The sequence below is a fragment of the Kitasatospora sp. NPDC048540 genome (assembly GCF_040651175.1).
Taxonomy (GTDB): Bacteria; Actinomycetota; Actinomycetes; order Streptomycetales; family Streptomycetaceae; genus Kitasatospora.
The window spans coordinates 19752-34618 of the sequence record NZ_JBEZIR010000094.1 but is presented as its reverse complement, the minus strand read 5'-3'; the positions used below and the strand labels follow the sequence as shown (position 1 = coordinate 34618).

Annotated in this window: 11 protein-coding genes; 9 read left to right on the top strand and 2 right to left on the bottom strand. The window is 73.3% G+C overall.

Going from position 1 to position 14867, the window contains the following annotated elements:
• Positions 1–210 precede the first annotated feature (210 nt).
• The 4 genes from AB0D08_RS29220 (at position 211) to AB0D08_RS29205 (ending at position 3256) form a co-directional block, all read left to right on the top strand.
• Entirely contained in the window at positions 211–468 is a 258-nt protein-coding gene (locus tag AB0D08_RS29220) for a hypothetical protein (protein WP_359893028.1), read from the top strand.
• Entirely contained in the window at positions 465–1898 is a 1434-nt protein-coding gene (locus AB0D08_RS29215; protein ID WP_359893026.1) for a putative T7SS-secreted protein, read from the top strand. Before AB0D08_RS29220 ends, AB0D08_RS29215 begins: the two co-directional genes overlap by 4 nt.
• 12 nt (positions 1899–1910) lie before the next feature.
• On the top strand, positions 1911–2462 hold the full coding sequence (locus AB0D08_RS29210; protein WP_033824449.1) for a hypothetical protein: 552 nt from the start codon (positions 1911–1913) through the stop codon (positions 2460–2462).
• Positions 2463–2551: 89 nt separating this feature from the next.
• Positions 2552–3256 carry a hypothetical protein gene (locus tag AB0D08_RS29205; protein WP_051814001.1) on the top strand — a complete coding sequence of 235 codons (705 nt, stop codon included), beginning with the start codon at positions 2552–2554 and terminating at the stop codon, positions 3254–3256.
• Between the two features lie 74 nt (positions 3257–3330).
• Here the strand turns inward: AB0D08_RS29205 and AB0D08_RS29200 are convergent, their stop codons facing one another.
• On the bottom strand, positions 3331–5778 hold the full coding sequence (locus AB0D08_RS29200) for a DNA topoisomerase IV subunit A (RefSeq protein ID WP_359893023.1): 2448 nt from the start codon (positions 5776–5778) through the stop codon (positions 3331–3333).
• 364 nt (positions 5779–6142) lie between these two features.
• On the opposite strand from AB0D08_RS29200, the gene AB0D08_RS29195 reads away from it, so the two are divergent.
• The 4 genes from AB0D08_RS29195 (at position 6143) to AB0D08_RS29180 (ending at position 11443) form a co-directional block, all read left to right on the top strand.
• A complete protein-coding gene (locus AB0D08_RS29195; RefSeq protein WP_359893021.1) occupies positions 6143–7495 on the top strand; it encodes a pitrilysin family protein in 1353 nt (450 codons plus the stop codon).
• Between the two features lie 20 nt (positions 7496–7515).
• On the top strand, positions 7516–8883 hold the full coding sequence (locus AB0D08_RS29190; RefSeq protein WP_033824468.1) for a pitrilysin family protein: 1368 nt from the start codon (positions 7516–7518) through the stop codon (positions 8881–8883).
• Between the two features lie 352 nt (positions 8884–9235).
• On the top strand, positions 9236–10429 hold the full coding sequence (locus AB0D08_RS29185; protein WP_033824452.1) for an RtcB family protein: 1194 nt from the start codon (positions 9236–9238) through the stop codon (positions 10427–10429).
• A gap of 117 nt (positions 10430–10546) precedes the next feature.
• Complete coding sequence (locus tag AB0D08_RS29180; RefSeq protein WP_359893031.1) at positions 10547–11443, top strand: glutaminase; 897 nt, start codon at positions 10547–10549, stop codon at positions 11441–11443.
• Positions 11444–11536: 93 nt separating this feature from the next.
• Here AB0D08_RS29180 and AB0D08_RS29175 read toward each other — a convergent pair whose 3' ends face one another.
• The gene (locus AB0D08_RS29175) at positions 11537–11815 is read right to left on the bottom strand and encodes an HPr family phosphocarrier protein (protein WP_033824453.1); all 279 of its coding nucleotides are present in this window, start codon (positions 11813–11815) and stop codon (positions 11537–11539) included.
• A gap of 196 nt (positions 11816–12011) precedes the next feature.
• Here AB0D08_RS29175 and AB0D08_RS29170 point away from each other — a divergent pair, with 196 nt between their 5' ends.
• Positions 12012–14798: a GNAT family N-acetyltransferase gene (locus tag AB0D08_RS29170; RefSeq protein WP_051814002.1), complete on the top strand. Its 2787-nt coding sequence runs from the start codon at positions 12012–12014 to the stop codon at positions 14796–14798.
• Positions 14799–14867: the final 69 nt, after the last annotated feature.

Here is a 14867-nt window from a genome sequence, read left to right as displayed (position 1 = left end):
CGCGGCCGCCGCCGCCCGGCGGGACCGGGCGCGCTCCGGGCGGCGCCGCCGCGATGGTGCGACGGCGAACCGATCCGGCGGACGTGCGGGCGGGCCCCGCCGTGACCGTCGGAACACCTGGCTATGCTGATCGGACTTGTCATTGCTCGACCAGTCCTTGGGGGAGTTTTGGGGTCGTTCTTCTCGGTTCAAGTGGGAGATCTCGACAAATTGCTGGCGGATCTTCACAGAAGTCAGGACGAGCTCCGCACCGCGCTGAACGCGATGCGCGACACCGGCCCGAAGACCACCGGAAGCACAGCGCTCGACCACGCCTGCGACGAGTTCCACGACAGCTGGGACGACGCCATCAAGAAGATCGCGGACTCCACCCAGCAGGTCGAGGAGGGCCTGACCATCACCAGGAAGGCCTACGTCGAGACCGACCAGGTCATCCGCGACGCCTTCGCCGGCGGCGGTGCCGGATGAGCGACGCCGCCGACTTCCCCGCGCTCGGCTTCGACCCCGCCCCCGGCAACCCCGGCAGCGTCGACACCCTGGTGAGCAGGCTGAACACGGCGGCCGGCGCGCTGGAGAGCGCGCACCGCACGCTCTCCTCGCTGACCCGGGTCGGCGGCTCCTGGCAGGGCGACGCCGCACAGGCCTTCGCCGCCAAGGTCACCGAGCTGCCCGGCCTGCTGCAGGACAGCGACGACGCCGTCCGCACCGCCGCGAGCCAACTCGACTCCTGGCGCGGCCAACTGGTCTCCTTCCAGGACACCGCCCGCCGCTACGAGGCCGACGCCCAGGCCGCCAAGCAGCGGTGCGAGCAGTGCGAGGCCGCCAAGGACCGGGCCGACACCCGCTACAACTCGGCCGCCGACGCCCCCGCCTTCCGGTTGGGCGGACAGTTCTTCGCGGACGACGCCCAACTGAAGGAAGCCCAGGCGCGGATCGACGCGGCCCAGCGCGAGCTGAACGCGGCCGGCGACGAACTCGACGACGCCAGACGCGCCCTGGACGACGCCAAGGACGCCTTCGAGGCCATCGTCAAACAGGCGAAGGAACTCAAGGAGGACCACCAGGACGCCGCCGCCAAGGTGGCCAAGGCCCTGCGCAAGGCCAACCAGAACGCCCCCAGCACCAGCATGTGGGACAAGTTCAAGGACTCCCTGCAGCGGGCCGGCCACGCCATCAAGGAGTGGGCCACCAAGCACGCCGATCTGCTGAAGAAGATCGGCGACTGGATGTCGATCGCCTCGACGGTGCTGGGCGTGGCGGCGCTGTGCACGCTGTGGTTCCCGCCGCTGTCCGGCGCCCTCGCGCTGGCCGGGGGAGTGCTGTCGGCCGGCGCCCTGGCCACGCACGGAATGGCGAAGCTCGGCGGCGCCGACGTCAGCGCGATGGACCTGATCGGCGACGGCCTCGGTGTGGTCCCGTTCGGGAAGTTCGCCGGCACCGCGATCAAGGGCAGCACCAAGGTGGTGACCAAGGTGGGCGCCGAGGTGGTCGAGAACGGCCAGAAGATCACCCGGGCCGTGCAGGTCATCGACGGTGCGGACGCGGCCGCGCGGATCACCGGGCGGCTCGGCGACGCCGTGCACACCCTGCCCCGGGTCACTCGGATCGGCGGCGAGGTCGTCCAGGACGGCGTCGACATCATCGCCAAGAAGGGCAACAAGATCGCCCTCGCCTGGGAGAAGCACGTCGCCGACAACATGGGCGCCTCGTTCAAGGAGAAGCGGCTGAGCGACCTGGTCACCCGGGTTCCCGGGCTGGACCGACTGCCCGGCCTGTCCGCGGCCATCCGGGCCGACGGCACGCTCGACCCGCTGTCCTGGTGGTCCCGCGGTCCACAGGTGGTCGCGGGCGGCTGGGGCGTCGTGGACGGCGTCCACAACATGTTCTCCGGCGATTAGGACGGTGGCGTCATGGCAGACCAGTTCATCCAGCACGGCCCGGTGCGGGGCCGGTTCGGCGCAGCCTTCCCCGCTGCCTTCGTCCAGGGCGAGCCCAGGCCGAGGACGCGGCTGGTGCTGTGGTTCTTCGCCCAGTGGGTCGTGCTGCCGATCGATCTCCTCTGGCGGCCCGCCCTGGTCCTGGTGCTGGTCGTCCTCGACTACCAGGGCAACAGCGGCCCGCAGCCCCGCTTCGGCACCGGCTGGGCCCGCCGTCTCGGACCGGCCCGGCTCGGCCGGGAGTGGCGGCGCGACCCGGCGGTCTGGGAGGCCCATCTGCGGACCCGGCTGGCGGTGGTGGCAGCCGCCCAGCAGCGTGCTGCCGCGGACCCGGCCGCGACCGTCAGGTGGGAGGGCCGACTCCGTCGGATCGACTCACTGCCCTACTGGTACCTGGGCCGCGACGACTTCGGCACTCTCCCCCTGGACCGGATCCTTGCGGTCTGCGCGGCCGAGGGCATGCCCGGCTGGGGACCGGCCGGACCCACCGTCCAGCTGCGCAACGCCTTCCACCGGCAGCCCTGACCGTCGGCCCGGCGCCCGGTGCGGTCCGTACGGCCGGCACCGGGCGCCCCGTCAGCGCGCCGAGAGCACCTCGAGACAGAGAGTCAGCCATGCCCAACGAGCAGCCCGCGGCGGTCGGCCGGAGCGCCGCCGACCGGGGATTCACCTTCCGAGTCCCGGTGCACTTCCACGACCTGGGGATGCACCTGACCGACCAGGAGCGCTGGGAGCACCTGGACGAACTCGCGTGCGAGATCTGGTCCGGCGGGACCACCGACCAGCGGCAGGGCGTACGGACGCTGTACGCGGACATCGCCGACGCCGCCGCCGAGGACGGCGCGCTCTACGCCGGGGTGGCGCTGTTCGCCACGGAGGACGACCGGATCAGCACCGCCTCGCTGATCGTCCGGGCGGACCCGATCGACGACGGCGATCCGGAGATGATCGTCGCCACGCTGCAGGAGACGCTCTCGCTCAACCCGAGCAGCGACGTGCGCCGGGTGGAAGCCGAGGCGGGCTCCGCCGTCCTCGCCTTCACCGGGGTGGAGTGGCAGCCGCAGGCACCCGAGGACGCGGCCGGTGACCCACCGCCGCTGACCATGGCCCGGGTCGAGGCGTACCTTCCGCTGCCCGACCTCGGCACCCTGGTGGTCCTCGCCCTGACCACCTCGTCGCTGCCTGAACTGCCCGACTACGTGGCACTGCTCGCGCAGACCACGGAGTCGGTCCGGCGCCTCGACGAAACCGGCCCGGCCGGTCTCCCGGCCCAGTCGAACACCGAGGCCGCCGAGCGTGTCGAAGCGGCCTTCGGCTGACCGCACCCGCCCCGACATGAGGACGGGGGCGCCGTTGCGGCGCCCCCGTCCTCATGTCCGGCCGTCACACCCGACTACACCCGGCCGCCGACCGCGGCGATCTGGCCCGTCACCGGGGAACCCGAGCCGTCGCGGCGCGGGTCCCGCTCGGGCAGTTGCACCGGCGCGCCGTTGGCGGCCGACGCCAGGGCCGGCTCCGCGCCCGCCCAGGCGAACGCCAGGGCGTCCTCGCCGCGCAGGAAGCGCTGGCAGCGCACGCCGCCGGTGGCCCGGCCCTTGCGCGGGTACAGCTCGAACGGCGTGACCTTCCAGCTGGTCTGCTCACCGCCGCTCAGGGTGCCGGACGCGGTCGCCACCGAGACCACCACCGCGTCCGCCGCCGGGTCCACCGCCGTGAACGACAGCACCCGGGCGCCGTCCGACAGCTTGATGCCCGCCATCCCGCCGGCCGGCCGGCCCTGCGGCCTGACCTGGCCCGCCGGGTAGCGCAGCAGCTGGGCGTCGGAGGCGATGAAGACCAGGTCCTCCTCGCCGGTGCGCAGCTCCACCGCGCCGACCACCGAGTCGCCGTCCTTGAGGGCGATCACCTCGAACTCGTCCTTGTTCGCCGGCCACTCCGGCACCACGCGCTTGACAACACCCTGCGCCGTACCCAGCGCCAGACCGGGCGAGGACTCGTCCAGCGTGGTCAGTGCCAGCGCCCGCTCGTCCGCCTCCAGCCGCAGGAACTCGCTCACCGCGGCCCCGCCGGCGAGCGCCGAGGTACCCGGCGGCAGCGCCGGCAGGTCGATCACGGGCAGCCGCAGCACCCGGCCCGCGGTGGTCACCACCCCGATGTCGGCCCGGGCCGTGGCCGGCACCGCGGAGGCCACCGCGTCCTGCTTGGCCCGCGCACCGCCCGCATCGGACGGCTCCCCGTCCGAGGTCCGGGCCAGCAGGCCGGTCGAGGACAGCAGCACCCGGCACGGGTCGTCGGCCACCTCCAGCGGCACCGACAGCGCCGCGCTCGGCACCGCGCCCGCCTCCAGCAGCACGGTGCGCCGCTCGGTGCCGAACTGCTTCGACACCGCGGCCAGCTCGCCGGAGACCACGTTGCGCAGCTTGGTGTCCGACTCCAGGATCTCGGTGAGCTCCTGGATCTCCTTGGTGAGCTTGGCCTGCTCGGTCTCCAGCTCCACCCGGTCGAACTTGGTCAGCCGGCGCAGCGGGGTGTCCAGGATGTACGCGGTCTGCGTCTCCGACAGCCCGAACCGCGCCATCAGGCGGTCCTTCGCCTGCGCGGCGTCGTCGCTGGAGCGGATGATCGCGATGACCTCGTCGATGTCGACCAGCGCGACCAGCAGGCCCTCGACCAGGTGCAGCCGGTCCTGCCGCTTGCCCCGCCGGAACTCGCTGCGCCGGCGCACCACCTCGAAGCGGTGGTCGACGTAGACCTCCAGCAGCTCCTTCAGGCCCAGCGTCAGCGGCTGGCCGTCGACCAGCGCCACGTTGTTGATGCCGAAGGTCTCTTCCATCGGCGTCAGCTTGTACAGCTGCTCCAGCAGCGCCTCGGGCACGAAGCCGTTCTTGACCTCGATCACCAGCCGCAGGCCGTGCTGGCGGTCGGTCAGGTCCTTGACGTCCGCGATGCCCTGCAGCTTCTTCGCGCCGACCAGGTCCTTGATCTTCGCGATCACCTTCTCCGGCCCGACGCTGTACGGCAGTTCGGTGACCACGATGCCCTTGCGGCGGGCCGTCACCGCCTCCACCGACACGGTCGCCCGGATCTTGAAGGTGCCGCGGCCCGACTCGTACGCGTCGCGGATGCCGGAGAGCCCGACGATCCGGCCGCCGGTCGGCAGGTCGGGACCCGGGATGAAACGCATCAGCGTCTCCAGGTCCGCGCCCGGGTGCTTGATCAGGTGCCGGGCGGCGGCCACCACCTCCGCCAGGTTGTGCGGGGGCATGTTGGTCGCCATCCCGACCGCGATCCCGGACGCGCCGTTGACCAGCAGGTTCGGGAAGGCCGCCGGGAGCACCGAGGGCTCCTGCTCGCTGCCGTCGTAGTTGGGCGCGAAGTCGACGGTGGCCTCGTGGATCGACTCCACCATCGCCATCGACGCCGCGGTCAGCCGCGACTCGGTGTACCGCATCGCGGCCGGCGGGTCGTCGTTGCCCAGCGAACCGAAGTTGCCGTGGCCGTCGATCAGCGGCAGCCGCATCGAGAACGGCTGCGCCATCCGCACCACGGAGTCGTAGATCGAGGCGTCACCGTGCGGGTGCAGGCGGCCCATCACCTCGCCGACCAGGCGGGCGCACTTGACGTGGCCGCGCTCGGGGCGCAGGCCCATCTCGTTGGCCTGGTACAGGATGCGCCGGTGCACCGGCTTGAGACCGTCCCGCGCGTCCGGCAGGGCGCGCGAGTAGATCACCGAGTAGGCGTACTCGAGGAACGAGCCCTGCATCTCGTCCACGACGTCGACATCGAGGATCCGCTCCTCGAAGTCACCGGGCGGCGGGGTGGGCGAACTGCGGCGGGCCATCGCGGCGGGGCTCCCTTGCGTCTGTCGGGCGTCTGTCGGCGGCGTCAGATCCTGTCGGACCGAGTCTGTGACAACTGAGTCGAACCGTACCCGGGCACGGCGCCCCCCATTGTGGACCCTCCGGCTGACAGCCCGAGCCGCAGGCCACCCCCCTCCCCGCCGCGGGTCCGGGGACCGCCGCGCCCGGACCGCCCGCGCCCGCCGGCTTCCGCCCGTGGCGAACGCGCGCCGCGCGCGGACACATCACGCCCGGCTGCGCGTTACACCACAATGGGGGAACGCGATCCGCCCCCCGACCAGACCGAAGACGGGAAGCCTCCCGCCTCCACGGACGACTCCCGCTTCCCGAAAGGACCGGAACCGCATGGCCAACCCGGCTCCCGCCTCCGCCCGAGGCCTCGCCATCACCGAACACCGCCTGGCCAACGGCCTGCGGGTGGTGCTCTCCGAGGACCACCTCACCCCGGTCACCGCCGTCTGCCTCTGGTACGACGTCGGCTCCCGCCACGAGGTCAAGGGCCGGACCGGTCTGGCCCACCTGTTCGAGCACCTGATGTTCCAGGGCTCCGCCAACGTCTCCAACAACGGCCACTTCGAACTGGTCCAGGGCGCCGGCGGCTCGCTCAACGGCACCACCAGCTTCGAACGCACCAACTACTTCGAGACCATGCCGGCCCACCAGCTGGAGCTCGCGCTCTGGCTGGAGGCCGACCGGATGGGCTCGCTGCTCGCCGCGCTCGACGACACCTCGATGGAGAACCAGCGCGACGTCGTCAAGAACGAACGCCGCCAGCGCTACGACAACGTGCCCTACGGCACCGCATTCGAGAAGCTCACCGCGCTCTCCTTCCCGGACGGCCACCCGTACCACCACACCCCGATCGGTTCGATGGCCGACCTGGACGCGGCCACCCTGGAGGACGCCCGCGCGTTCTTCCGCACCTACTACGCGCCCAACAACGCGGTGCTGTCCATCGTCGGCGACCTCGACCCCGAGCAGACCATCGCCTGGGTGGAGAAGTACTTCGGCACCATCCCCGCCCACGACGGCAAGCAGCCGCCGCGCGACGGCACCCTCCCCGACACCATCGGCCGCGAGATCGCCGAGACCGTCCACGAGGACGTCCCCTCCCGCGCGCTGATGGCCGCCTACCGGCTCCCGCACGACGGCACCCGCGAGGCCGACGCCGCCGACCTGGCGCTCACCATCCTCGGCTCCGGCGAGTCCAGCCGCCTCTACAACCGCCTGGTCCGGCACGACCGCACCGCCGTGGCCGCCAGCTTCGGCCTGCTGCGGCTGGCCGGCGCGCCCTCGCTCGGCTGGCTGGACGTGAAGACCTCCGGCGACGCCACCATCGAGCAGATCCGCTCCGCCGCCGACGAGGAGCTCGCCCGGTTCGCCGCCGAGGGCCCGACCGCCGCCGAACTCGAGCGCGCCCAGGCCCAGATCGAACGCGAGTGGCTCGACCGCCTCACCACCGTGGCCGGCCGCGCCGACGAACTCTGCCGGTTCGCCGTCCTGTTCGGCGACCCCGAGCTGGTCAACACCGCCCTCACCAAGGTCCTCGACGTCACCGCCGAGGAGGTCCGGGCCGTCGCCGCCGCCCGCCTCCACCCCGAGAACCGCGCCGTCCTGGTGTACGAGCCCACCACCGCGGACGACACCGCCGACCACGACCCGACCGGCGACCACACCACCGAGGAGACGGCGGTATGAGCACCGACCCCACCCCCGCTATGACCTTCCACCCGCAGCCGCAGCCCGGCACCCCCACCCCGTGGGCCTTCCCGGCCCCGGAGCGGGGCGCGCTGGCCAACGGCGTCACGGTGCTGCACTGCCACCGCCCCGGCCAGCAGCTGGTCGCCGTCGACCTGATCCTCGACGCCCCGCTCGCCGCCGAGCCGGCCGGCCAGGAGGGCGTCGCCAACATCCTCGCCCGCGCCCTCAGCGAGGGCACCGACACCCTCAGCGCCGAGGAGTACGCCGGCGAGCTGGAGCGGGCCGGCGCCACCCTGGACGCCCACGCCGACCACACCGGCCTGCGGGTCTCCCTGGAGGTCCCCGCCTCCCGGCTGGAGCGCGGCCTCACCCTGCTCGGCGACGCGCTGCGCGCCCCCGCGCTGCCCGCCGACGAGATCGAGCGCCTGGTCGCCAACCGCCTCGACGAGATCGTCCACGAGCAGGCCAACCCGGCCCGCCGCTCGGCCAAGGCGCTCTACGCGACGCTGTTCGACGCCGCCGACCGCCTCTCCCGCCCCCGGGCCGGCACCGCCGACACCGTGCGGGCCATCGACCGGGCGGCCGTCAAGGCCTTCTACGACGCCCACCTGCGGCCGTCCACCGCCACCGCCGTGGTCGTCGGCGACCTCACCGGCGTCGACCTGCTGCCGCTGCTGGAGGAGACCCTCGGCCGCTGGAGCGCCGCCCCGGCCACCGCCACCGCGCACGCCCCGGTCACCGCCGACGACGCCGGCCGGGTCGTCATCGTCGACCGGCCCGGCTCGGTCCAGACCCAGCTGCTGATCGGCCGGATCGGACCGGACCGCCACGACCCCACCTGGGCCGCGCAGATCCTCGGCACCTACTGCCTCGGCGGCACCCTCACCTCCCGGCTGGACCGCGTCCTGCGGGAGGAGAAGGGCTACACCTACGGCGTGCGGGCCTTCGCCCAGCCGCTGCGCTCGCCCGCCGACGGCTCCGGCCGCGCGATGCTGGCGATCAGCGGATCCGTCGACACCGCCTCCACCGCGCCGGCCCTCGCCGACACCTGGACCATCCTGCGCAAGCTCGCCGCCGAGGGCCTCACCGACGCCGAGCGCGAGGATGCGGTGCAGTTCCTGGTCGGCGTCGCCCCGCTCAAGTTCGAGACGGCCGGCTCGGTCGCCGCCACCCTGGCCGACCAGGTCGAGCAGAACCTGCCCGACGGCTACCAGGCCCAGGTCTACCGGGAGCTGGCCGAACTCGGCACCGCGGCCGCCACCGAAGCCGTGGTCGCCGCGTTCCCGCCGGACCGCCTGGTCACCGTCCTGGTCGGCGACGCCTCGGTGATCGCCGACCCGGTCAAGGAACTCGGCATCGGCGACGTCACCGTGATCGCCAACTGACCTGCGGTCAGAGGCCGACGGGCCCGGCGGAGCAGCCGCTCCGCCGGGCCCTCGCACGTCCGGCGCCCGGTGGACCGCGCGGCGGTGGCGAATTTGCCTTGCGACGGCGACCCGCGCTGTGGGTAGATGACTCCCGCAGGCGCTGCGACGACATCACGGAAGGAGGCGGTCACCATGCGGGTCGAGCCCATCTGTCCACGCTCCCCACGACGACCGTCCCTCCGACGTCCGTCCGCCCGGCCGCTGTCGGTCTGAGCGCGGCACCACCCGAACTTCCCCGAGCCACGCCGGGACATCTCGCGCGGCGATTCTTCTACGCTTGAAACAGCCGACCCTGGGAGGTCGTACCACCATGTCGTACACCGAGGTACCCGGCGTCCGCGTCCCGATCCGGATGTGGACCGACCCGGCCACCGTCGAGAGCCAGGCCATGGACCAGCTGCGCAACATCAGCACGCTGCCCTGGCTGCACGGCCTCGCCGTGATGCCCGACGTCCACCTGGGCAAGGGCGCGACGGTCGGCTCCGTGATCGCGATGAAGGGCGCGGTCTGCCCGGCCGCGGTCGGCGTCGACATCGGCTGCGGGATGACCGCCGTCAAGACCTCGCTCACCGCGAAGGACCTGCCGGACGACCTGTCCCGGCTGCGCTCCAAGATCGAGGCGGCCATCCCGGTCGGCCGCGGCCTGCACTCCGACCCGGTCGACCCGGGCAAGCTGCACGGTTTCGCGACCGGCGGCTGGGACGACTTCTGGAGCCGGTTCGACGCGATCGCTCCCGAGGTGAGGTGGAAGCGCGAGCGGGCGGCCCAGCAGATGGGGAGCCTCGGGTCCGGGAACCACTTCGTCGAGGTGTGTGTCGATACGACCGACGCGGTCTGGCTGATGCTGCACTCCGGTTCCCGCAACATCGGCAAGGAGCTGGCGGAGCACCACATGACCGTGGCCCGTTCGCTGCCGCACAACCAGGGTCTGATCGACCGTGACCTCGCCGTCTTCATCGCGGACACCCCGCAGATGGCGGCCTACCGGCAGGACCTGTTCTGGGCGCAGGAGTACGCCAAGAACAACCGGGCCATGATGATGGCGCTGTTCCAGGACGTCGTCCGGCGCGAGTTCCCGAAGGCGAAGGTGGCCTTCGACGAGGTGATCAGCTGCCACCACAACTACGTGGCGGAGGAGCGGTACGACGGGGTGGACCTGCTGGTCACCCGTAAGGGCGCGATCCGGGCCGGCTCGGGCGACTACGGGATCATCCCGGGCTCGATGGGCACCGGCTCGTACATCGTCCGCGGTCTCGGCAACGCGGCCTCGTTCAACTCTGCCTCGCACGGCGCCGGCCGCAAGATGAGCCGGACGGCGGCGAAGAAGCGCTTCACCGCGCGCGATCTGGCCGAGCAGACCAAGGGCGTGGAGTGCCGCAAGGACTCCGGCGTGGTCGACGAGATCCCGGGTGCGTACAAGCCGATCGAGCGGGTCATCGCCCAGCAGAAGGACCTGGTCGAGGTGGTCGCCCAGCTGAAGCAGGTCGTCTGCGTGAAGGGCTGAGAGCCGCGGTCCAGGGGGGCCCGGGTGCGGTTCGCCGCGCCCGGGCCCCCGTCGTGCGCCCCGGCACCGGCCCCTGCAGCCCGACCGGCCACAATGGCCCCCGTGGACTACCAGGGACTGCTGCACGACGTGATGGACCAGGCGCTGCGGGCCGAGGCCCGGGGCCGGGTCGCGGACTACATTCCGGCGCTGGCCGAGGTCGATCCGGGCCGGTTCGGGATGGCGATCGCGACGGTGGACGGTGAGGTGTTCGGGGCGGGGGACTGGGAGCAGCCTTTCTCCGTCCAGTCGGTGTCGAAGCTGTTCACCCTGGCGCTGGCGATGGCCGAGGGCGGCGAGGGGCTGTGGCGCGGGGTGGGGCGGGAGCCGTCCGGGAACCCGTTCAACTCGCTGGTGCAGCTGGAGACGGAGCACGGGATCCCGCGCAACCCGTTCATCAACGCGGGCGCGCTGGTGGTGACGGACCGGCTGCTGGAGCTGACCGGTGACGCGGCGGGCGCGGTCCGCGAGTTCCTGCGGGCGGAGTCCGGCAACCCGCTGGTGGACACGGACGACGCGGTGGCCTCCTCGGAGGCCCGGCACGGGCACCGCAACGCGGCGCTGGCGCACTTCATCGCCGACTACGGGAACCTGCGCAACCCGGTCGAGAGCGTGCTGGTCCACTACTACGCGCACTGTGCGATCACGGCGAGCTGCCGGGACCTGGCGATGGCGGGGCTGTTCCTGGCCCGGCACGGGATAAGGATGGACGGTTCGCGGCTGCTGACGCGCAGTGAGGCGAAGCGGATCAACGCGGTGCTGCTGACCTGCGGGACGTACGACGCCGCGGGCGAGTTCGCGTTCCGGGTGGGCCTGCCGGGCAAGAGCGGGGTGGGCGGGGGAGTGCTGGCGGTGCTGCCGGGCCGCGGTTCGGTCTGCGTGTGGAGCCCGGGGCTGGACGCGGCCGGGAACTCGGTGCTGGGGGTGGCGGCGCTGGACGCGCTGACGACCGCGACCGGCTGGTCGGTGTTCTAGGCAGTTCCAGGCAGCCGCTCCCACCGTCACGGTAGCGAAGGGGTGCCCCGCGCAGTGCGGGGCACCCCTTCGGCGTGGTGCGGGAGCGGCCGGTCAGGCGGCGGGCAGCTCGTCGAGGCCCTCCTGGACCAGCTTGGCGACCCGGTCCAGCGCCGCGTCGGCGCCGTCCGCGTCGGAGGCGAGCACCACGGTGTCGCCGCCCTGGGCGCCGAGGCCGAGCAGGCCGAGCATCGAGCCGGCGTTGACGGGGTTGCCGCCTTCCTTGGCGATGGTCATCGGCAGGCCGGTGGAGGTCACGGCGCGGACGAAGACGGAGGCGGGACGGGCGTGCAGGCCCTCGGGCCAACCGATGGTGACGCGGCGCTCGGCCATGAGACGTGCCTTTCAGGTGGTGCTGGTACGCGCTGGTGCGTGCTGATACAGCAAGGTTGTCTAGACCAGTGTTGCATGCCCGGACCCCGGCGGCGCGACCCGCCACGCACCCCGTCCCCGCGGCCGTCCGTGCGGCCGGCCCGCCCCGCCCGCACGGCCGGCGCCATCCGGCCCGCCGCCGGATAACCTGACCACCGTGGACGACTCCGCGGCCCGCCCCCCGCACCGGGGCGACGAGCACGGCTATCCCCGGCACTGGGAGGCCGACGTACTGCTGCGCGACGGCGGGACGGCCAGGATCCGGCCGATCACCGAGGCCGACGCCGAGCGGTTGGTGGAGTTCTACGAACAGGTCTCCGACCAGTCCAAGTACTTCCGCTTCTTCGCGCCCTACCCGCGGCTGTCCGACAAGGACGTCCGCCGCTTCACGCACCACGACTACGTCAACCGGGTCGGCCTCGCCGTGGTGGTCCGCGACCGCTTCATCGCCACCGTCCGCTACGACCGGATCGACGCCGACGGCCGGCCCTCCACCACCGGCACCGACGCCGAGGTGGCCTTCCTGGTGCAGGACGCCCACCAGGGCCGCGGCGTCGCCTCCGCCCTGCTGGAGCACATCGCGGCCGTCGCCCAGGAGCGCGGCATCCGCCGCTTCACCGCCGAGGTGCTGCCCGAGAACCGCAAGATGGTGAAGGTCTTCACCGACGCCGGCTACACCCAGCACCGCAGCATCGCCGACGGCGTGGTGCACCTGGAGTTCGACCTGGAGCCGACCGCGGCCTCGCTGGCCGTGATGCGGGCGCGCGAGCACCGCGCCGAGGCCCGCTCGGTGCAGCGGCTGCTCACCCCGCGCTCGGTCGCGGTGGTCGGGGTCTCCCGCAACCCGGCCTCGGTCGGCCGTTCGCTGCTGCGCGACCTGGCCGGCTTCCACGGCCCGGTCTACGCGGTCAACCGCAGCGCCCCGCCCGGCACCGACCTGGAAGGGGTGCCCAGCCACCGTTCGCTGCGCGAGATCCGCGACGCGGTCGACCTCGCCGTGATCGCCGTCCCCGAGCCGGGCGTGGCCGCCGCCGTCGCCGAGTGCGGGGCGCACGGCGTGCAGGGCCTGGTGGTGGTCACCGCCGGGTACGCCGAGACCGGACCGGAGGGGCGGGACCGGCAGCGGGCCCTGGTCCGCCAGGCCAGGGCCGCCGGGATGCGGGTGGTCGGCCCGAACGCGTTCGGCCTGATCAACACCGACCCCGAGCGCCCGCTGAACGCCTCGCTCGCCCCGGTGCTGCCCGAACGCGGCCCGTTCGGCCTGTTCTGCCAGTCCGGGGCGATCGGCGTCGCCCTGCTGGAGGCCGCCCACCGCCGCGGCCTCGGCGTCTCCTCGTTCGCCTCGGTCGGCAACCGGGCGGACGTCTCCGGCAACGACTGGCTGCAGTACTGCGAGGAGGACGAGGCCACCGAGGTCCTGCTGCTGTACCTGGAGTCGTTCGGCAACCCCCGCAAGTTCACCCGGATCGCCCGCCGGCTGGCCGCCGCCAAGCCCGTGGTGGTCCTCAAGGGAGCCAGGCACACCGGCAGCCTGCCGCCCGGCCACGCCGTCCAGCCCGCCGCCGGACGGCTGCGCGACGCCACCGTGGACGCCCTGTTCCAGCAGGCCGGGGTGGTCCGGGTGGACACCATCACCGAACTGTTCGACACCGGCGAGCTGCTCGCCGGACAGCCGCTGCCGGCCGGCGACCGGGTCGCGGTGGTCGGCAACTCCGACTCGCTCGGCCTGCTCACCCACGACGCCTGCCTCACCGCCGGGCTGCGCCCGCGCACCCCGGTCGACCTGACCACCGCCGCCACCGGCGAGAACTTCCGGATCGCCCTGCACACCGCGCTGCGCGACCGCGGCGTGGACGCGGTGATCGCGGTCGCCATCCCGCCGATCGGCGTCCAGGGCCCCGGCCCCGACCAGGAGCTGCGCACCGACGACCCGGAGATCGCCGCCGCGCTGCTGGACGCCGCCGGCCTCGGCCGCGAGCTCGGCAAGCCGCTGCTGCTCACCCACCTCGCGCTGACCGGCCTCGCGGAGCGCCTGCGGCCCGGCCGGATCCCCGCCTACCCGGCGCCGGAACGGGCCGTGCACGCGCTCGCCGACGCCGTCTCGTACGCCGACTGGCGCCGCCGGACCGCCGAGGCCGAGCAGACCGCCCGGGTGCCCGAGCTGGACGGCATCGACGAGGCCGGTGCCCGGGAGCTGGTCGAGGCGGCCCTGAACACCCCGGCCGCGGTCGCCGCCCGCACCCAGCCCGGCGGCGCCCGGGTCACCCTCCCCGAGGCCGACGCGCTGAGCCTGCTCGCGCGCTACGGGATCGAGGTCAGCCCGGCGGTCCCGGCCCCCGACGAGGAGAGCGCGGTGCGCGCCGCGGCCGCCCTCGGCTACCCGGTCGCCCTGAAGGCCACCGCCGAGCACCTGCGGCACCGCCCCGACCTGGGCAGCGTCCGGCTGGACCTGACCGGCGAGAGCGAGCTGCGCCGGGCCCACCGGGAGCTGGACGGTCTGCTCGGCGGCGCCGGGCGGGCCCGGCTGGTGGTGCAGCGCCTCGCGCCGCGCGGGGTGGACACCGTGATCGGCGCCACCGTGGACCCGGCGGTCGGTGCCATCCTGTCGTTCGGGCTGGCCGGCGCACCGTCCGAACTGCTCGGCGACCTGGCGCACCGGCTGGTGCCGGCCACCGACCGGGACGCCGCCGAACTGATCCGCGAGGTGCGGGCCGCGCCGCTGCTGTTCGGCTGGCGGGGGGCCGCGCCGGTCGACACCGGGGCGCTGGAGGAGCTGCTGCTGCGGGTGTCGCGGCTGGTGGACGACCTGCCGGAGGTGGCCTCGGTCGACCTCGAACCGGTGGTGGTGGCCCCGCGCGGGCTGGCGGTGCTGGGCGCGCGGGTGCGGATCGCACCCCTGCCGGTCCGGACCGATCTGGGGCCGCGCGCCATGAGCACCCTGTAACCTTTCGTGGTTGCGCCTCTGAGACGGGGTGCCCAAGGCCCGGAAGCTCGGCGCAGTGCCGCCCGCTTC